Below are 16,407 nucleotides of genomic sequence, written 5' to 3'. Positions count from 1 at the left end.
TGGGCCTCCAAATAGGCGCTTCCAATTTGACCCCGAGGCTTTAGGCCCGTCTTCGAGGTTCCGCGTGGCGGGAAGGGGAGACGAGCTTGCAGCCTGAAACCGTGACGCCGCCGCGCCAGAGTTGGTCGGACAGTATCCGCCCCTATCTTCAGCGCGCGCCGCTGGCTGCCTTGCTTCTCGGCATTTCGTCGGGCTTTCCCTTTGCGATGATCGGGGCGACGCTGACCACGCGACTGGCGCAGGACGGGTTTCAGAAATCGTCCATCACCGCCTTTTCGCTCGCGTTCCTCGTCTATAATCTCAAGCCGCTATGGGCGTGGGTCGTCGATGCGGTGCGCCTTCCCGTCATCGGTCGTCTCGGTCAGCGCGTGTCGTGGCTGATCCTGACCGCAGCGCTGGTGATGCTCGCGGTGGGCAACCTTGCGCTGGTCGATCCAACCAACGTCGGTGGGTCGCCGGTGGGCCAATTCATGCAATTGTTCGGACTTGGCCACGAAGGCGAATTCGCCGCGCTGTTCGAAATGGCCGTCGGTGCCGTCCTCGTCGGCTTTGCCGGCGCGACGTTCGACGTCGTCATCGACGCCTATCGCATCGAGATTCTCAAGCCCGAACAGCTTGGCGTCGGGTCGGGCATGTCGCAATATGGCTGGCGGCTGGGGTCCGCAGGCGCGGGTGGGCTGGCGCTGTTTCTGGCGGCACGACAGGGGTGGGAAGCGGCTTATCTGGCCTGCGCGCTGTTCGCCCTGCCGGCCGTGATCGCCGCCTTCTGGGTCGGCGAGCCCGAGCGACACCGCGACGCGGTGACCCGCGAGGGGCGTCCCGGCATCGTCGCCGGCATCGTCGGCCCGTTCACCGAATTTTTCAGCCGCCATGGCGCGTGGCTGGTGCTGCTGTTCATCCTTCTTCACAAGATCGGCGACACGCTGGGCCAGCTGACGCTGCGCCTGCTGCTCGATGACCTGGGATTCAGCAACGACGAGATCGCCATCTATGACGTCGGTATCGGTTTCTGGGCCTATCTGATCGGCATTTTCATCGGCGGCATCCTCTATGCCCGGCTCGGCATGAAGAAGTCGGTGCTGATCAGCCTGATCCTGATGGCGGTGAGCAATTTCAGTTTCGCGCTGCTCGCGATGGCGGGGCACAGCAATTGGGGCCTCGCGGGCGCGATTGGCTTCGAGAATATCGCGAGCGGGATCGGCGGCGTTGTGGTCGTCGCCTATTTCTCGGCCCTGTGCGACCTCCGCTTCACCGCCGCGCATTATGCGCTGATCAGCTCGGCGGCGAGCGTCGTGGGGCGCTTCCTGACGGGTACGACCGCGGGTACGATGATGGAGGAGTTCGGCAATGTGAACTTCTACCTCTTCACCGTCGTCGCGGCGCTGCCAGGAATATTGCTGTTCTGGTGGATGATGCGCAGCGGGCTGGTCGACCTGTCGGTCGGCACAGCCGGCAAGGTGGATGTTGACCAAGAAGCCGCTCCCAAGCCGGTGGGCTGACCATGCTCTGGATCGGCGTCACCATCGCGCTGCAGGTCGCCTGCATCGTCCATGTCTTCCGCAACGGGCGGAACACGGCGTGGGTGATGGCGATCGCCTTCCTGCCGATGATCGGCATGCTCGCCTATTTCATCGTCGAGATCATGCCGAACCTGTCGCGCGACCGGCGGGTGCGGCAGGTGCAGGCGAATATCGCCGACAGCATCGATCCCGAACGCCGGGTGCGCGAGGCGCGCGACGCGGTAGCGTTCAGCGACACGATCGCCAACCGGCTGGAATATGGCGACGCGCTGATGATCCGCGAACGCTATGACGAGGCCTTGAAACAGTTTCGCGAGGCCGAGCGCATGTCGCCGCATACCGACCGCGCGATCGGGATGCGGATCGCCGAGGCGGCATATGACGCCGGTCTTGTCGCCGATGCGCTGGCGGCGCTCGACCGGCTGCCCGAAACCGGATCGCAATCGGAGCGCGACCGGCGCGATCTGCTGCGCGCGAAGGTCGCCGAACTCGACGGGCGGACCCGCGATGCGCTGGCGCTGTACCGGGCGATCGTCGACCGGGTACCAGGCGACGAGGTACGCTGCCGGATCGCGGCGCTGCTGATCGCCGATGGTGACAAGGCCGGCGCGCGGTCGGTGCTGAAAGAGGTCGAGATGCGGATGCAACGCACGCCGCCGGCAATGCTCAAGACCAACGCTGACATGTATGGCTGGGCGAAACGGATGCTCGCGGAGCTAGGGTAGCGCGGTTCCTGGGTGGAACGCGACGCTCCTTTTCCCGTCACCCCGGGCTTGACCCGGGGCCTGCCTTGTCTTTGATCCGGCGGCGAAAGAAGGAAGGCGGGTCCCGGGTCAAGCCGGGGATGACGATGAAATAGGCGTGTGCTCTCCACCCCAAACCGCCCCTCAAATCGGCACTTCACCATTGGCGCCCAGCACCACCCCCGCGAGGTACAGCGACCCGCACATCAGCACCTCGCCCGGCGGTCGGTGCGCCGCGATATGACACAGCGCCGCCACGACATCGGCGCAGGGCTGTGCGTCGATGATCCCCAGATCGCTCTGCACCCAATGACAGAGATCCTTGGGATCGTGATGCTCGTGTCCCGGGATCGGCACCGCCTGGAATGATGCGATGCGGTTGGCGAAGGGCCGCAGGAAGCCCGTCGCGTCCTTGTTGCTCAGCAGGCCGCAGACGATGTGGAGCGGCGCATGGTCCTCCAGCGCGCGCCCGAGCGCGTTGCCGGCGTCGGGATTGTGACCGCCGTCGAGCCAGACGGTCGTGCCGGCGGGTAGAAGGCGGGTGAGCGGGCCGTCGGCGAGCTTCTGCATCCGGCCCGGCCAGAAGGCGGTGGCGACGCCTTGCGCCACCGCGCCCTCGTCAGGGCGCGGATGCGGGGTGATGTTGAGCATCGCGATCGCGAGGCCTGCGTTGCGCTGCTGGTGTGCGCCGGCCATCCGCGTTTCGAGCAGGGCGGCGATCGAGCCGAATTTCGAGGTCCAGCGAAAGCCTTCGTCCTGTGTCTCGATGCTCCAGTCGCGCCCTTCGGAAAACAGCGAACCGCCAACGGCTTCGGCGCGATCCCCGATGATGCGCATAAGCGGTTCGGGATAAGCGAGCGTCGCGAGCGCCGCGCCGGGCTTGAAGATGCCGGCCTTTTCCCACGCGATGCGGACGGCGGGATCGCCGGGCGTGCCCGCCTCGGGCGCGAGCAGGAACGCCTCATGGTCGATGCCGAGCGAGGCGATGCCGCACACGGCTGGGGCGGGGATGATATTCGTCGCGTCGAGCCGCCCGCCGAGCCCGACCTCGATGATGCAGTCGTCGGCGGGGGCGCGCGCGAAGGCGAGGAAGGCGGCGGCTGTCGTGATCTCGAAGAAGCTCGCCCGCAGGTCGTGGGCGACGTCGAGCACCTCTTCGAGCAGCGACGCGAGAGCAGCATCGTCGATCAGCGTTCCCGCGATCCGGATGCGCTCGTTGAAGCGCACGAGATGCGGGCTGGTGTAGCTGTGCACGCGGCGTCCCTGCGCTTCGAGGATCGCGCGGAGATAGGCGCAGGTTGACCCTTTGCCGTTGGTGCCCGCGACATGGAAGGTTCGCGGGAGGCTATTCTGCGGATTGCCGAGGCGTGCGCAAATCTCGGCGATGCGTTCGAGGCCGAGGATGTCGCGCCCCGGCGACAGCGCGGTGAGGCGGTCGAGCTGGGCCTGGACGGCGGGATCGGCGCTGTGCGCGTGGTCGGGCATGATCGTTGCTCTAAATCACTTCGTCATTGCGAGCGAAGCGAGGCAATCCAGGGCGGTTTATGCGACACTGGATTGCTTCGCTTCGCTCGCAATGACGATGTTGTGGTCGTCAGGCCGCCTTCTCGGGCGCCAGATAGCCGATCAGGCGGCCCAGCGTTGCGGGCAATTCCTTGCGGTGCACGACCATGTCGATCATCCCGTGATCGAGCAGATATTCAGCGCGCTGGAACCCCTCGGGCAATTTCTCGCGGATCGTATTCTCGATCACGCGCTGCCCCGCGAAGCCGATCAGCGCCTTGGGTTCGCTGATCTGGACATCGCCGAGCATCGCATAGCTCGCGGTGACCCCGCCGGTCGTCGGGTCGGTCAGCAGCACGATATAGGGCAGCCCCGCCCGGCGCAGCCGCGCCAGTGCGACGGTCGCGCGCGGCATCTGCATCAGCGACAGCGTGCCTTCCTGCATCCGCGCGCCGCCCGCGGCGGTGATCGCGATATAGGGCGCACCGCGCCGCATCGATTCCTCGACCCCGGCGACAAAGGCTTCGCCCACCGCGACCCCCATCGATCCGCCCATGAAGGCGAAATCCTGGACGCCGACGACCGCGGGATGCCCGCCGATGCGGCCAAAAGCGTTCTGATAGGCGTCGCGGTCGCCGGTCGAGGCGCGCGCGGCCTTGATGCGATCGACATATTTCTTGGTGTCGCGGAACTTCAGCGGGTCCTCGGGCGCCGGCGGCGCGGCGAGGATTTCGTGAAGGCCGCCGTCGAACAATTGCAGGAACCGCTCGCTGGCGCCGATGCGGTCGTGATGGTCGCAGCGCGGGCAGACGTTGAGATTGTCGGCCCATTCCTTGACGAACACCATCTGCTGGCACTCGCGGCATTTGTGCCAAAGATTGTCGGCGGTATCGCGCTTTGCGGCGAAGGGCAGGGCGTTGCGGACGCGTTCGAGCCAGCTCATGCGGCGATCTCCTTGGCGCTATGAATAGCATCGGCGAGGGTGCGGGTGAAGGCCTCGACATAAGGCGCGGCGGCGTCGCCATGCTCGGCAATGATGTCGATGAACGCCGAACCGACGACGACGCCGTCGGCGACCTTGGCGATTTGCGCAGCCTGGTCGGGGGTGCGGACGCCGAAGCCGACCGCGACGGGCAGGTCGGTGGCGGCTTTCAGGCGCGCGACCGCTTCGTCGATGCTCGCCTGCGCGGCCTGTTGCTGGCCGGTGATGCCGGCGACGCTGACATAATAGAGGAAACCGCCCGCGCCATCGAGGACGGCGGGCAGGCGCGCGGGGTCGGTGGTCGGCGTCGCGAGGCGGATCAGGTCGACCCCGGCGGCGCGGAGCGCGGGGCCGAGTTCGGGGTCTTCCTCCGACGGGATGTCGACGCAGATGATCCCGTCAACCCCGGCCTTGGTGCATTCGGCGGCGAACCAGTCGGCGCCGCGCACGGTCATCGGATTGGCATAGCCCATCAGGACGAGCGGGGTGTCGGGATGGCGCGCGCGGAAAGCCGTCGCCATCGCGAAAATATCGGCGGTGGTCGTGCCTTTCGCGAGGCTGCGCAAATTCGCCGCCTGGATCGCGGGGCCGTCTGCCATCGGATCGGTGAACGGCATGCCGAGTTCGATCACATCGGCCCCGCCCGCGACGAGTGCGTCAAGGTTGGCCGAGGTATCGCCATCGCCTGCGGTGATGAAGGCGACGAGGGCGGGATGGGGCTTGGCGAAGGTGGCGGCGAAGCGGCTCATTACAACATTGGTCCAATCATGAAAGATATCGTCAACTTCCCCTTTGACCACCATGCGGGCTTCGCCCCGTGATAGCCGGTATTTTCGCATCAGGCCTTCATAGTCCGTGAGATGATGCCGAATATAATTATGTGCAACAATACGGACCGCCTTCTTCGGCGAGATTTCGGCGGTCCAGTCTTCCGCAGCAACCCGACTATGGATGGACGTGCGATGCTCGTCGGGACAGCCGGCGAGGTGCTTCACAAGCGCGCGTCTGATTGTCGATTCCCGAAAACGGACCATCAGCCCCTCAAAGTTTCACCCCCAGCGCGTCGGCGACGGTGAAGATATCCTTGTCGCCGCGGCCCGAGCAATTGACGATGATGATCTTGTCCTTGCCCAGCGTCGGCGCAATACGTTCGGCGGCGGCGATGGCGTGGGCGCTTTCGAGCGCGGGGATGATGCCTTCGAGCTTGGTCAGCTTCTGGAAGCTCGCCAGCGCCTCGGCATCGGTCACGGGTTCGTAGCGGACGCGGCCGATGTCGTGGAGCCAGCTATGCTCGGGGCCGATGCCCGGATAATCGAGCCCCGCCGAGATGCTGTGCGCCTCGGTGATCTGGCCGTCTTCGTCCTGGAGCAGATAGGTCTTGTTGCCGTGCAGGATGCCCGGCCGCCCGCCGGCAAGGCTCGCGGCATGCTTGCCGTCCAGCCCTTCGCCCGCCGCTTCGACGCCGACGATCTCGACGCCGTCGTCATCCAGAAACGGATGGAACAGCCCGATCGCGTTCGATCCGCCGCCGACGGGGGCGATCAGCATGTCGGGCAGGCGGCCCTCGGCCTCCAATATCTGCGCCCGCGCTTCGTCGCCGATCACCGACTGGAAATCGCGGACGAGTTCGGGATAAGGGTGCGGGCCGGCGACGGTGCCGATGATGTAGAAGGTGTCGTGGACGTTCGCGACCCAATGGCGCAGGGCCTCGTTCATCGCGTCCTTGAGCGTCTTGGCGCCACTCTCGACCGCGACCACCTCTGCGCCGAGCAGCTTCATGCGGAAAACATTGGGCTGCTGCCGTGCGACGTCGACCGCGCCCATGAAAATCGTGCAGGGCAGGCCGAACAGCGCCGCGACGGTTGCGGTCGCGACGCCATGCTGGCCCGCGCCGGTCTCGGCGATGATCTTTTGCTTGCCCATCCTTTTCGCGAGCAGGATCTGGCCGATGCAATTGTTGATCTTGTGCGCGCCGGTGTGGTTGAGGTCCTCGCGCTTGAGGTAAATCTTCGCCCCGCCGAGGTGATCGGTCAGGCGCTGCGCGAGCCACAAGGGGCTGGGGCGGCCGACATAATTTTTCAGCAGGTCGTCGAATTCGGCCTTGAACGCCGGGTCGGCCTGCGCGGCGCGATATTCGCGCTCGAGGTCGAGGATCAGCGGCATCAGCGTTTCGGCGACGTAGCGCCCGCCGAACTGGCCGAAATGGCCGCGCTCGTCGGGGCCGGTGCGAAGACTGTTGGGTGCGTGTGTCATCGGCCCGCCGCTTTAAGGAAAGCCGCGATCTTGTCCACATCCTTGACGCCCGGCGCGCTCTCGACACCCGACGAGACGTCGACGAGCGGCGCGTTGGTCGCGGCGATCGCTTCGGCGACGTTGGCGGGCGTGAGGCCGCCGGCAATGCCCCAGTCGATGCTGTGCCGATGCCCGACGAGCAGCGACCAATCGAAGCGCGTGCCGGTCCCGCCCGGCATCGCCTGCGCGGGGGCATCGAAGAGCAGCCGGTCGACGACGCCCTCATATCGCAGCGAGCGCGTCAGCGTCCCGGCATCCTTCAGCCCGACCGCCTTCCACGCCTCGGTCTTGGTGTTCGTCTTGACCGCGTTGATCCACTCGGGGGTCTCGTTGCCGTGGAACTGGAGGATGTCAGGCCGCACCGCGCTCCATGCGGCGCCGGTGAGTTGCGGCCCCGCGTTGACGAGCAGGAGTGCGACCTTGACGCCGCCCGCGGCGGCCTGCTTGCGCAACTCGGCCGCGGTGTCGAGATCGACGTAGCGCGGGCTGGGTTCGTAATGATTGAGACCGATGTGCGTGGCGCCGTGACGGATGGCGGCCTCGACCTCTTGGGACGTCTTGAGGCCGCAGATTTTGACGAGTGTAGGCATGGCTACCGGATGATCCAATGTCCGTTCGTGTCGAGCGAAGTCGAGACACGTCTGGCGCTGTGTTGGCGTGTCTCGACTTCGCTCGACACGAACGGGAAAGGGAGTGCGTGCAGGCCTAAAGCGTTGCCTCGATCTCGCGCGCTGCCAGGTCGGGGTCGGGCGACTGGCTGATCGGGCGGCCGACCACCAGGATCGACGCGCCGTCGGCCATCGCCTGCGCCGGGGTGACGATCCGCTTCTGGTCGCCGGCGCTGCCATTCGCGGGGCGGACGCCGGGGACGACGAAATAGCCGCCTGGCCAGGTGTTGCGCGCGATCTTCACTTCCTGACCCGAACAGACGATGCCGTCGAGGCCCGATTCGCGCGCGAGTTTGGTCAGGCGGACGACCTGCTCGTGCGGGGTGCCGCCGACGCCGATGTCGTCGAGATCGGGGGCGTCGAGGCTGGTCAGCACGGTGACCGCGACGACCTTGGTGTTCGTTCCGGCGGACGCCTTCGCCTCTTCGAGCATCGCGCGGCCGCCCGCGGCGTGGACGGTGATGATCGCGGGTTCGAGCGGGCGCAGCGCCTGAATCGCCTTGGCGACGGTGTTGGGGATGTCGTGGAGCTTGAGATCGAGGAAGATCGGCAGGCCGATCTTGGCCATTTCATGCACGCCATGATGGCCGTTGGCGCAGAAGAATTCGAGCCCGAGTTTCAGCCCGCCGACATGGTGCCGCACCTTCTGCGCTAGCGTCTGCGCGACGTCGAGGTGGGTGGTGTCGATCGCGAGATAGAGCGGCGAGGTCATGGCTTGTCCGTAGGAAAGAGGTCTGTCGGGGTGGCGGTCGGGGGAACGTCGCTCACCGGCGTCGCGGCGAGCGACGGCGGCGCCGCCGCCGCGGGGGCATCTGCGGGGCGGTTCGCCATCGCGCGCAGGTCGGAGAGCTGGCGCTCGCTATGGTCGAGGCGGCGTTTGAGCGACCAGCGCGCGGCGCGCAGCGCGATCCATAGCGGGACGCTGCCGATCAGAAACGAGACGAGGATCAGCACCGGCAGTTTGGTGTCGAGCACCTGACCCGGCCAGATGGTCACCGTGACGGGAATCCAGTTCGCCATCGAGAAGATCACCAGTACGGCGGTGAGCAACACCCAGATGATCGTCCGGACAATTCCCATGCGGCGGCTCCTGTTTCTTGGCGACGTGACGGAAGCCTAGGCGAGTTTGACGCGGGTTTCCAGAGGGGGGCGTGCCTTTGATCCTCCCTGCCGCGAAGCGGTGGGGAGGGGAACCGTTCGCGAAGCGAGTGGTGAGGGGCCGAAAGCTTGCGCGGCGCCTGACGGCGTCGGCCCCTCCGTCAGCCCCGCGGGCTGCCACCTCCCCATCGTTACGCGACAGGGAGGATTGAGCCATTACTCCCCGAACACCCGCGCGAAGATCGTGTCGACATGCTTGAGGTGGTAACCGAGGTCGAACAGCGCGGTCAGTTCGTCGGCTGACAGTTTCGCGATGACGTCGGTGTCGGCCTTGAGCAGGTCGAGCAGTGACAGCGCGCCGTCGCTTTCCCACACCTTCATCGCGTTGCGCTGAACAAGGACATAGCTTTCCTCGCGGCTCGCCCCCGCCTGCGTCAACGCGAGCAACACGCGCTGCGAATGGACAAGGCCGCCCATGCGGTCGAGATTCTTCTGCATCCGTTCGGGATAGACGAGCAATTTGTCGACCACGCCGGTCAGGCGGCCCAATGCGAAGTCGAGGGTGATCGTCGCGTCGGGACCGATGAAGCGCTCGACCGACGAATGGCTGATGTCGCGTTCGTGCCACAGCGCGACATTTTCGAGCGCGGGCACAACCGCGCTGCGCACCATGCGCGCGAGGCCGGTGAGGTTTTCGGTGAGGATCGGGTTGCGCTTGTGCGGCATCGCCGACGAGCCCTTCTGGCCCGGCGAGAAATATTCCTCGGCTTCCAGCACTTCGGTGCGCTGGAGGTGGCGAACCTCGACCGCGAGCCGCTCGATCGATCCAGCGATGACGCCCAGTGTGGCGAAGAACATCGCGTGGCGGTCGCGCGGGATGACCTGGGTCGAGACGGGTTCGACCGACAAGCCGAGCTTGGCTGCGACATGTTCCTCGACGCGCGGGTCGATGTTGGCGAAGGTGCCGACGGCGCCCGAAATGGCGCAGGTCGCGATGTCGGCGCGCGCCGCGATCAGGCGGGTCTTGCAGCGGTCGAATTCGGCATAGGCCTGCGCGAGCTTGAGCCCGAAGGTGACGGGCTCTGCGTGGATGCCATGGCTGCGACCGATCGTCGGGGTCATTTTATGTTCGCGGGCGCGGCGTTCGATCGCCGCAAGCAAGGCGTCGAGATCGGCGAGCAACAGGTCGGCGGCCTGGCTGAGCTGGACCGCGAGACAGGTGTCGAGCACGTCGCTCGACGTCATGCCCTGGTGCATGAAGCGCGCCTGGTCGCCGACATTTTCGGCGACCCATGTCAGGAAGGCGATGACGTCATGCTTGGTGACCGCCTCGATCGCATCGATCGCGGGCACGTCGATGACGGGATTCGTCGCCCACCAGTCCCACAGCGCTTTGGCGGCATCCTGGGGTACGACACCCAATTCGGCGAGCGCGTCGGTGGCGTGCGCCTCGATCTCGAACCAGATGCGGAACCGGTTTTCGGCCGACCAGATGGCGGTCATTTCGGGCCGGGCGTAACGCGGAACCATGGTTTTTCCTTCCTTTAGGATCAATTTATCGCGGAATCGGCGCGGAATCGCGACAGGGCGCGCCCTAGCAGGGACGGGCCGCCCCGCCAATCGCCACCGAAATGCAACTTACGCTTTTGGCGCGCGGTTGACCCTATGCCCCTTCAGGACAGCGGCGCGCAAGGCGAAGCGTCGCACCACAACAGGAGAAATATCATGTTGAAAACCATGCTTTTGATTGGCGCCGCCGCGATCAGTTTCCCCGCGCTGGCGCAGGATCAGCCCGCCGATCCGACCGCACCGCCGGCCCAGACCGACAGCGCGCCGCCGGCAAGCCAGCCGTCGGAACCCGCGACCGAGGCGACGCAGCCCGCACCGGCTCCCGAAGCCGCACAGCCGGCGCCGGCCCCCGATGCTTCGACCCCGCCGGCGGCCGAACCCGCTCCTCCGGCTGGCAAAGCGACCACCGCGCAGGCCGCGCCGAGCGGCAGCGCCGCAACCCCGGCTCAGGTCGCCCAGATCGTCGATAAGGAGTTCCCCACTTATGACGCCGATTCGAGCGCCGAGCTCAGCGAAGTCGAATTCGCCGGCTGGATGAAAAAGCTGCGTGCCGCAAGCGAGCCGACGGTCGATGTCGAATCGGCCGAGGTCCAGATCTGGATCGGTCAGGCCTGGGGTGCTGCCGATGCCGACAAGAACGGCACCGTCAGCAAGGAAGAACTGACCGCGTTCCTGTCGCGCGGCGCGTAAGCGCCCCTGACTGGGTGGTGAAGCCGTCGGAGCGATCCGGCGGCTTCATCGCGTCCGGCCTTCACTCGGACGGCTGTTTCACCGCGATGATCGTCAACCGATGTTCCTGTCCGCCGCGGTCGGGCCACATGATCGACTGGCCGGTACGCAGGCCGATGAGTCCCGCCCCGACCGGCGTCAGGATCGACACGCGTCCCGCCGCGATGTCAGCAAAGGCGGGGTAGACGAGTTCGACGGTGCGCTGGGTCCCGGTCTTTTCATCGGTGAAGGTCACCTCGGACCCCATGGTCACGACATTGGCGGCAATCTTGTCGCGGCTGCAGATCGACGCACGGTCGATCTCGCCGAGCAGCAGTTCGTAGATGCGGTTGAGTTCGTGTTGCTTGTGCAAGGCGAGTTCAGTGAGACGGTCGGCCTCGACGTCGATCATGTGGATCGCCGGGCGCGTGGTCCGGGCTTTGGCTTTGGTTTGGGTCATGGTGCGGACTTTCCGGATAAGGGCAGGCGCACGCAATCGTTCGCGCACGCGATCAAATTTGGTCGGAAATTTGCCCCGGGCTCGGGGCGAACGCGCCGGAACCCGGGGCTAGATGCCCGCGAGAAGTTGACCCCCGTGGAAACGGAAGCGGAGAAGGCCGCGTCGAATCTGCATAAGGGGATGATGTCCTGTGTGGCGGGGGAAGTCAAATCGCGGGTCTTGAGTCGGGATCCTAGAGCAATCCCATCGCGCGCATGCTGCGATAATCGGACCCGCCGATGATGATATGGTCGTGGAGGGTGATGCTCAGCTTCGCCGCCGCTGCCGCGATATCGCGGGTGATGGCAATATCCTGGCGGCTCGGTTCGGGGCTGCCGCTGGGATGGTTGTGGACGAGGATGATCGCCGCGGCGCCAAGCTCGAGCGCGCGCTTGACGACTTCGCGGGTGTAGATGGCGGACTGGTCGATTGATCCTTCGCTGACCAGTTCGTCGCGAATCAGGATGTTGCGCGTGTTGAGATAGAGGACGCGGACGCGTTCGATATCGAGCGGACCCATGTCGGCACGCAGATAGTCGAGCAGGGCATCCCAGCTGGACAATAGCGGCCGTTCGGCGAATTCGCCCCTTAGCATGCGCAGGCCGGTTGCCTGGACGACCTTGAGCGCCGCGATGGCGCCGTCGCCGAGGCCGTCGACACGGCGCAGCGCATCGGGGTCGGCGGCGATCAGCTGTGCCAGCGAGCCGAATTCGCGGAGCAGCGCCTTGGCGAGCGGCTTGGTGTCGCGGCGCGGGATGGCGAGGGCGAGCAGATATTCGACGAGTTCGTAATCGGCGAGCGCCTCGCCGCCGGTATCGAGCAGTCGGGCGCGCAGCCGCGCGCGATGTCCCGTATGATCGGCGTCCCCCATGGATCCGGAATAGCAGCTTGTGGGGCGCACTCAACGGCCATAAGGTTTGTCGCATATGGCAACGTCCTGTCTTTTGCAGCCAATTGCGCCATTTCGGCGTTATCTTTCAGCAAAGGGCGGACCCGCCGGGGCGCATGAGGATCGAATAAAGGCGCCATGACCGACTCCGTCGAAACCGCCAGAATGGTCAGGCAGCGTCGCCGCATCAAGAAGCGCTGGCTGACCGGCGCGGCGCTCGCGGTGCTTGTCGGCGGGCTGTGGCTGGCGCGCGAGCCGATCGCCGACCGCTTCGTGCGCGAACAGCTCGATTCGCTGGGCGTACCCGCGACTTACGACATCGAAGAGATCGGTTTTCGTACCGAGCGCATTTCCAATGTCGTCATCGGCGACCCCAAACGCCCCGACCTGACCGCGAAGGTCGTCGAAATCTCGCTCGGTTACGGTTGGAGCGGGCCTTATGTTTCGACGATCACCGCCGACGGCGTGCGGCTGTATGGGCGGTTCGCGGACGGGCGGCTGTCGCTGGGAGCGCTCGACAAGTTCCGCGATCCGACGAGCACCGATCCCTTTGCGCTGCCTGACCTGTCGGCGGTGCTGACCGACGCGCGGGCGCGGGTCGAGACGCCGTGGGGCAATGTCGGCGCGACGCTGAACGGGCGCGGACATCTGCAGCGCGATTTTTCGGGGACGCTCGCGCTGGTGGCCCCGACGATCGATGCGGCCGGATGCCGGGGGGATGCGATCAGTTTTTACGGCCCCTTGACGGTGCGTGACCTGAAACCGCGTCTGAAAGGACCGCTGCGCGGGCGCGAAGTGCGCTGCGCCGAGGAAAGCGTCATCGCGCGCGCGCCGCAGGTCGCGCTCGACGTGACGCTGGGCGCCGACATGCTGAGTTGGGAGGGCAAGGCCGATGCGGCGCTGGTATCGCTTATCGCGGGTCCGGCGCGTGCCGAACGGGTGGCGCTGCTCGCCGGGTTCAAGGGCAATGCCGACCGAACCGCGCTGACCCTCGACGGCGAGGCGCAGCGGTTGAGCGGACCCGAATTCGCCGCGAGCCGCGTCGACATCGACGCGACCGGCGAGGTCGGCAAAGCGGCACCCAAGCTTAAGGGCAGCATCGGCTTCGCGCGCGCTTCGGCCAGCGCCGGGCTGCGCCAGCGCATCGCCGCGAGTGCGAATGGACTGGCCGGCAGTCCGGTCGGACCGCTGGGCTCCAAGGCCAGCGGGGCACTGGCGCGGATGCTGGGCGACATCGGCGGCAAGGCCGATTTTGCGCTGGCGGGCGAGGGCAAGACCGCACGTATCGAACTGATCGGGCTCGATCTGGTCGGCGAAAGCGGCGCGCGGCTGACGGGAGGCGCCGACAGCCGGATCGGCTATCTGTTCGCGGCCGCCGCGCCAGCTTTCGTCGTGCAGGGCCAATGGGCGTTCGGCGGTGGCGGACTGCCCGAAGGCACACTCGATCTCGACCGCCGCGCCGACGGCACGCTGTCCGGCCTGGCGCGGATTGAGCCCTATGTCGCCGAGGGTTCGCGGCTGGCGCTGGCGCCGGTGCGCTTCTCTGGCGGGGCAGGCGGGATGATGCGCTTTGCAACGGTGGCCGAACTCACCGGCCCGCTCGCGGGCGGACGCGTGGAGCGATTGCGCGTGCCGATCGACGGGGTGCTGGCGCCGACCGGGGCGCTGGCGCTGAGCGGTGGTTGCACGCGGATCGCCGCCGACCGCATCGACGTCAGCGGCTTCCGGCTCGCCGGGCCGGCGGTCGACTTGTGCAGCCGCGCGGGGCAGCCTCTGCTCGCGGCGGGTCCCGACGGGCTGCGCGGACAGATCCGCATGCCGCGGCTGGCGCTGCGCGGGACGAGCGGGACCTCGCCCTTCTCGCTGGCGTCGGGGGCGGGCGAGTTCGACCTGGCGACGATGCGCTGGTCGCTGGCGGGCGCCGACGTCCGTCTGGGCGAAGGCGACGGCGTCACCCGGTTCAGCGCCGAACGGATCACCGGCGCGTCGACGCCGAAGGGGCTCGCGGGCGACCTCGTCGGCGCGGCCGGCAAGATCGGCGCGGTGCCGCTCGACATGAGCGAGATTGGCGGGCGCTGGACCTGGGCCGGCGGCGTGCTTGGGCTCGACGGGTCGATCGTCGTGACCGACGCGCTGCCCGAACCGGACGCGCGCTTCTTCCCGCTGCTCAGTACCAACGCCGCGCTACGCTTCGCCGATGGCCGGATCGACGCGACCGCGGGCTTCGCCGAACGGCGGAGCGGCGCGCATGTGCTCGACACCGTGATTCGGCACGAACTCGGCAGTGGAACCGGATTTGCCGATCTGAAGGTTCCCGAATTGCGCTTTGGCGACACTTTTCAGCCGGACCAACTCACCCGTCTTGCGCTGGGCGTCGTCGCCAATGTGCAGGGATCGGTGGTCGGCGATGGCAGGATCGACTGGTCGCCCGCCGGGGTGACGAGCCGCGGCACCTTTGCGACCGCGAACAGCAATCTCGCCGCCGCCTTTGGTCCGGTCACCGGCGCGACGACGACGCTGACCTTCGACGACCTGATCGGTCTCCATTCCGCGCCGAACCAGAAGGTCCGGCTCGCCGAGCTCAATCCGGGAATTCCGGTGAAGGACGGCGAGATCGAATATCAGTTGCTCGGCGACAATCGGGTGCGGATTCAAGGCGGCAGCTGGCCCTTTGCCGGCGGCACGCTCGAGCTGCATCCGACGACGCTCAATTTCAACGCCGACCAGCCGCGACGGCTGACCTTCGATCTCGTCGGGGTCGATGCCGCGATCTTCCTCCAGAATTTCGGGTTTGAAAATATCAACGCGACGGGCAAGTTCGACGGCACCCTGCCGGTCGAGTTCGACGGACTCGGCGGACGGATCGTCGGCGGCCGCATCGACGCGCGCGATGGCGGCGGAACGCTGGCCTATGTCGGCGAGCTGACCAACCACGACCTTGGCGTGATGGCCAATTTTGCCTTCGGCGCGCTGCGCAGCCTCAAATATGACGACCTCACCATCATCCTCAACGGCGACCTCGACGGCGAGATGGTCACCGACATCCGCTTCGGCGGCATCGGGCAGGGCGAAGGCGCGACGCAGAACTTCATCACGCGCCAGGTCGCCAAGCTGCCCCTCGTCTTCAACATCAAGATTCAGGCGCCGTTCCGCCAGTTGATCACATCGGCCAAGGGCTTTTATGATCCGACCGTCTATATCGAACAGAATCTGCCGGCGCTGATGCAGGCGCAGGAAGACGCCAAAGCCGCCGCCGCGAAAAATTCGACCGTTCAGCCTCCAGCAAGCGAGCCCGTGCAATGAAGAGAACAAGAAGTGAAGCGAGGAGGCGGGCCGGGATCGGTCGGTGTCTTGCGGTAACGATCGGCGCGGCGGCTCTCACCGGCTGCGTGCAGATCGAAACCCCCGACAAGCCGATCGAGATCAACCTGAATATCAACATCAAGCAGGAAATCGTGTACCGGCTTGATGGAGATGCCAAAAAGCTGATCGAACAGAATAGCTCGATATTCTGACAGGGAAAAAATATGATGACGAAGATTTGGAAACCCACCGGAATTGCGATGGCCGCCCTGGCCGCGACCGCCGCCGTGGCGCTGATGGTGCCCGCGGCGATGGCGCAGCGCGACCCCGCTTATGAGGCCGCCCGTTCGGCAGGGCAGGTCGGCGAGCAACCCGACGGCTATCTCGGCTATGCCTCGACCCCGACCCCGGCGGTCCGCGCGATCGTCGACGACATCAATATCAAGCGCAAGGCCGCCTACACCAGCGGGGCCCCGGCAGGCAGCACGGTCGAACAGTTCGCCTTCGTCACCGGTTGCAATTTGATCGCCAAGACCAAGCCGGGCGAGAAATATATGGCGCCCGACAAGAGCTGGAAGACCCGCGACGCCGGCGCACCGGTCCGCGATTCGCGCTGCCCCTGATTTTTCGGAA

16 protein-coding genes and 1 pseudogene are annotated in these 16,407 nt (G+C 66.3%); 6 read left to right on the top strand and 11 right to left on the bottom strand.

What is annotated here, in order from left to right; all coding sequences use genetic code 11:
- Positions 1-86 precede the first annotated feature (86 nt).
- Entirely contained in the window at positions 87-1,499 is a 1,413-nt protein-coding gene (locus AC07U1_RS22145; RefSeq protein ID WP_082545253.1) for an MFS transporter, read from the top strand.
- Between the two features lie 2 nt (positions 1,500-1,501).
- On the top strand, positions 1,502-2,245 hold the full coding sequence (locus AC07U1_RS22140) for a tetratricopeptide repeat protein (protein ID WP_187141447.1): 744 nt from the start codon (positions 1,502-1,504) through the stop codon (positions 2,243-2,245).
- A gap of 162 nt (positions 2,246-2,407) precedes the next feature.
- Here the strand turns inward: AC07U1_RS22140 and AC07U1_RS22135 are convergent, their stop codons facing one another.
- From AC07U1_RS22135 to purB, 9 genes and pseudogenes are all read right to left on the bottom strand, one after another.
- Positions 2,408-3,748 carry a bifunctional folylpolyglutamate synthase/dihydrofolate synthase gene (locus AC07U1_RS22135; protein ID WP_495177500.1) on the bottom strand — a complete coding sequence of 447 codons (1,341 nt, stop codon included), beginning with the start codon at positions 3,746-3,748 and terminating at the stop codon, positions 2,408-2,410.
- Positions 3,749-3,857: 109 nt separating this feature from the next.
- Positions 3,858-4,709, bottom strand: coding sequence for an acetyl-CoA carboxylase, carboxyltransferase subunit beta (accD, locus tag AC07U1_RS22130; protein ID WP_056351863.1), 852 nt, complete (start codon positions 4,707-4,709; stop codon positions 3,858-3,860).
- The gene (gene trpA / locus AC07U1_RS22125) at positions 4,706-5,497 is read right to left on the bottom strand and encodes a tryptophan synthase subunit alpha (protein WP_495178454.1); all 792 of its coding nucleotides are present in this window, start codon (positions 5,495-5,497) and stop codon (positions 4,706-4,708) included. The genes accD and trpA overlap by 4 nt, the downstream gene beginning before the upstream one ends.
- A gap of 24 nt (positions 5,498-5,521) precedes the next feature.
- A pseudogene (locus AC07U1_RS22120) lies at positions 5,522-5,782 on the bottom strand (DUF2293 domain-containing protein); the annotation flags it as partial.
- A gap of 7 nt (positions 5,783-5,789) precedes the next feature.
- Positions 5,790-7,001, bottom strand: coding sequence for a tryptophan synthase subunit beta (gene trpB / locus AC07U1_RS22115; protein WP_187141444.1), 1,212 nt, complete (start codon positions 6,999-7,001; stop codon positions 5,790-5,792).
- Positions 6,998-7,630: a phosphoribosylanthranilate isomerase gene (locus AC07U1_RS22110; protein ID WP_495177501.1), complete on the bottom strand. Its 633-nt coding sequence runs from the start codon at positions 7,628-7,630 to the stop codon at positions 6,998-7,000. Before AC07U1_RS22110 ends, trpB begins: the two co-directional genes overlap by 4 nt.
- 115 nt (positions 7,631-7,745) lie before the next feature.
- The gene (gene pyrF / locus AC07U1_RS22105) at positions 7,746-8,420 is read right to left on the bottom strand and encodes an orotidine-5'-phosphate decarboxylase (protein WP_495177502.1); all 675 of its coding nucleotides are present in this window, start codon (positions 8,418-8,420) and stop codon (positions 7,746-7,748) included.
- The gene (locus AC07U1_RS22100; protein WP_495177503.1) at positions 8,417-8,788 is read right to left on the bottom strand and encodes a lipopolysaccharide assembly protein LapA domain-containing protein; all 372 of its coding nucleotides are present in this window, start codon (positions 8,786-8,788) and stop codon (positions 8,417-8,419) included. The genes pyrF and AC07U1_RS22100 overlap by 4 nt, the downstream gene beginning before the upstream one ends.
- A gap of 234 nt (positions 8,789-9,022) precedes the next feature.
- Positions 9,023-10,336 carry an adenylosuccinate lyase gene (gene purB / locus AC07U1_RS22095; protein WP_495177504.1) on the bottom strand — a complete coding sequence of 438 codons (1,314 nt, stop codon included), beginning with the start codon at positions 10,334-10,336 and terminating at the stop codon, positions 9,023-9,025.
- A 195-nt stretch (positions 10,337-10,531) separates the two neighbouring features.
- Here purB and AC07U1_RS22090 point away from each other — a divergent pair, with 195 nt between their 5' ends.
- Complete coding sequence (locus AC07U1_RS22090; protein ID WP_495177505.1) at positions 10,532-11,065, top strand: EF-hand domain-containing protein; 534 nt, start codon at positions 10,532-10,534, stop codon at positions 11,063-11,065.
- A 61-nt stretch (positions 11,066-11,126) separates the two neighbouring features.
- Here AC07U1_RS22090 and rnk read toward each other — a convergent pair whose 3' ends face one another.
- Together rnk and radC are read right to left on the bottom strand one after the other, a co-directional pair.
- The gene (gene rnk / locus AC07U1_RS22085) at positions 11,127-11,543 is read right to left on the bottom strand and encodes a nucleoside diphosphate kinase regulator (RefSeq protein WP_495177506.1); all 417 of its coding nucleotides are present in this window, start codon (positions 11,541-11,543) and stop codon (positions 11,127-11,129) included.
- 232 nt (positions 11,544-11,775) lie between these two features.
- Positions 11,776-12,453, bottom strand: coding sequence for a RadC family protein (radC, locus tag AC07U1_RS22080; RefSeq protein WP_495177507.1), 678 nt, complete (start codon positions 12,451-12,453; stop codon positions 11,776-11,778).
- A gap of 156 nt (positions 12,454-12,609) precedes the next feature.
- Here radC and AC07U1_RS22075 point away from each other — a divergent pair, with 156 nt between their 5' ends.
- The 3 genes from AC07U1_RS22075 to AC07U1_RS22065 all read left to right on the top strand — a co-directional run bounded on the left by AC07U1_RS22075 (position 12,610) and on the right by AC07U1_RS22065 (position 16,397).
- The gene (locus AC07U1_RS22075; protein WP_495177508.1) at positions 12,610-15,774 is read left to right on the top strand and encodes an intermembrane phospholipid transport YdbH family protein; all 3,165 of its coding nucleotides are present in this window, start codon (positions 12,610-12,612) and stop codon (positions 15,772-15,774) included.
- 86 nt (positions 15,775-15,860) lie between these two features.
- A complete protein-coding gene (locus AC07U1_RS22070; RefSeq protein WP_235535788.1) occupies positions 15,861-15,986 on the top strand; it encodes a YnbE family lipoprotein in 126 nt (41 codons plus the stop codon).
- A 12-nt stretch (positions 15,987-15,998) separates the two neighbouring features.
- Positions 15,999-16,397, top strand: coding sequence for a YdbL family probable chaperone protein (locus AC07U1_RS22065; RefSeq protein ID WP_156377831.1), 399 nt, complete (start codon positions 15,999-16,001; stop codon positions 16,395-16,397).
- Positions 16,398-16,407: the final 10 nt, after the last annotated feature.

Source organism: Sphingopyxis sp. GW821-FHT02C12 (assembly GCF_059421785.1).
This window is presented reverse-complemented; position numbering and strand designations above follow the sequence as displayed.

What these genes read in the sequence shown, in the direction of transcription:
- AC07U1_RS22140 (WP_187141447.1), top strand. Translation starts at nt 1,502, where the DNA reads ATGCTCTGGATCGGCGTCACCATCGCGCTGCAGGTCGCCTGCATCGTC.
- AC07U1_RS22100 (WP_495177503.1), bottom strand. Translation starts at nt 8,788, where the DNA reads ATGGGAATTGTCCGGACGATCATCTGGGTGTTGCTCACCGCCGTACTG.
- AC07U1_RS22110 (WP_495177501.1), bottom strand. Translation starts at nt 7,630, where the DNA reads ATGCCTACACTCGTCAAAATCTGCGGCCTCAAGACGTCCCAAGAGGTC.
- rnk (WP_495177506.1), bottom strand. Translation starts at nt 11,543, where the DNA reads ATGACCCAAACCAAAGCCAAAGCCCGGACCACGCGCCCGGCGATCCAC.
- purB (WP_495177504.1), bottom strand. Translation starts at nt 10,336, where the DNA reads ATGGTTCCGCGTTACGCCCGGCCCGAAATGACCGCCATCTGGTCGGCC.
- AC07U1_RS22065 (WP_156377831.1), top strand. Translation starts at nt 15,999, where the DNA reads ATGATGACGAAGATTTGGAAACCCACCGGAATTGCGATGGCCGCCCTG.
- accD (WP_056351863.1), bottom strand. Translation starts at nt 4,709, where the DNA reads ATGAGCTGGCTCGAACGCGTCCGCAACGCCCTGCCCTTCGCCGCAAAG.
- pyrF (WP_495177502.1), bottom strand. Translation starts at nt 8,420, where the DNA reads ATGACCTCGCCGCTCTATCTCGCGATCGACACCACCCACCTCGACGTC.
- AC07U1_RS22135 (WP_495177500.1), bottom strand. Translation starts at nt 3,748, where the DNA reads ATGCCCGACCACGCGCACAGCGCCGATCCCGCCGTCCAGGCCCAGCTC.
- AC07U1_RS22090 (WP_495177505.1), top strand. Translation starts at nt 10,532, where the DNA reads ATGTTGAAAACCATGCTTTTGATTGGCGCCGCCGCGATCAGTTTCCCC.
- trpA (WP_495178454.1), bottom strand. Translation starts at nt 5,497, where the DNA reads ATGAGCCGCTTCGCCGCCACCTTCGCCAAGCCCCATCCCGCCCTCGTC.
- trpB (WP_187141444.1), bottom strand. Translation starts at nt 7,001, where the DNA reads ATGACACACGCACCCAACAGTCTTCGCACCGGCCCCGACGAGCGCGGC.
- radC (WP_495177507.1), bottom strand. Translation starts at nt 12,453, where the DNA reads ATGGGGGACGCCGATCATACGGGACATCGCGCGCGGCTGCGCGCCCGA.
- AC07U1_RS22075 (WP_495177508.1), top strand. Translation starts at nt 12,610, where the DNA reads ATGACCGACTCCGTCGAAACCGCCAGAATGGTCAGGCAGCGTCGCCGC.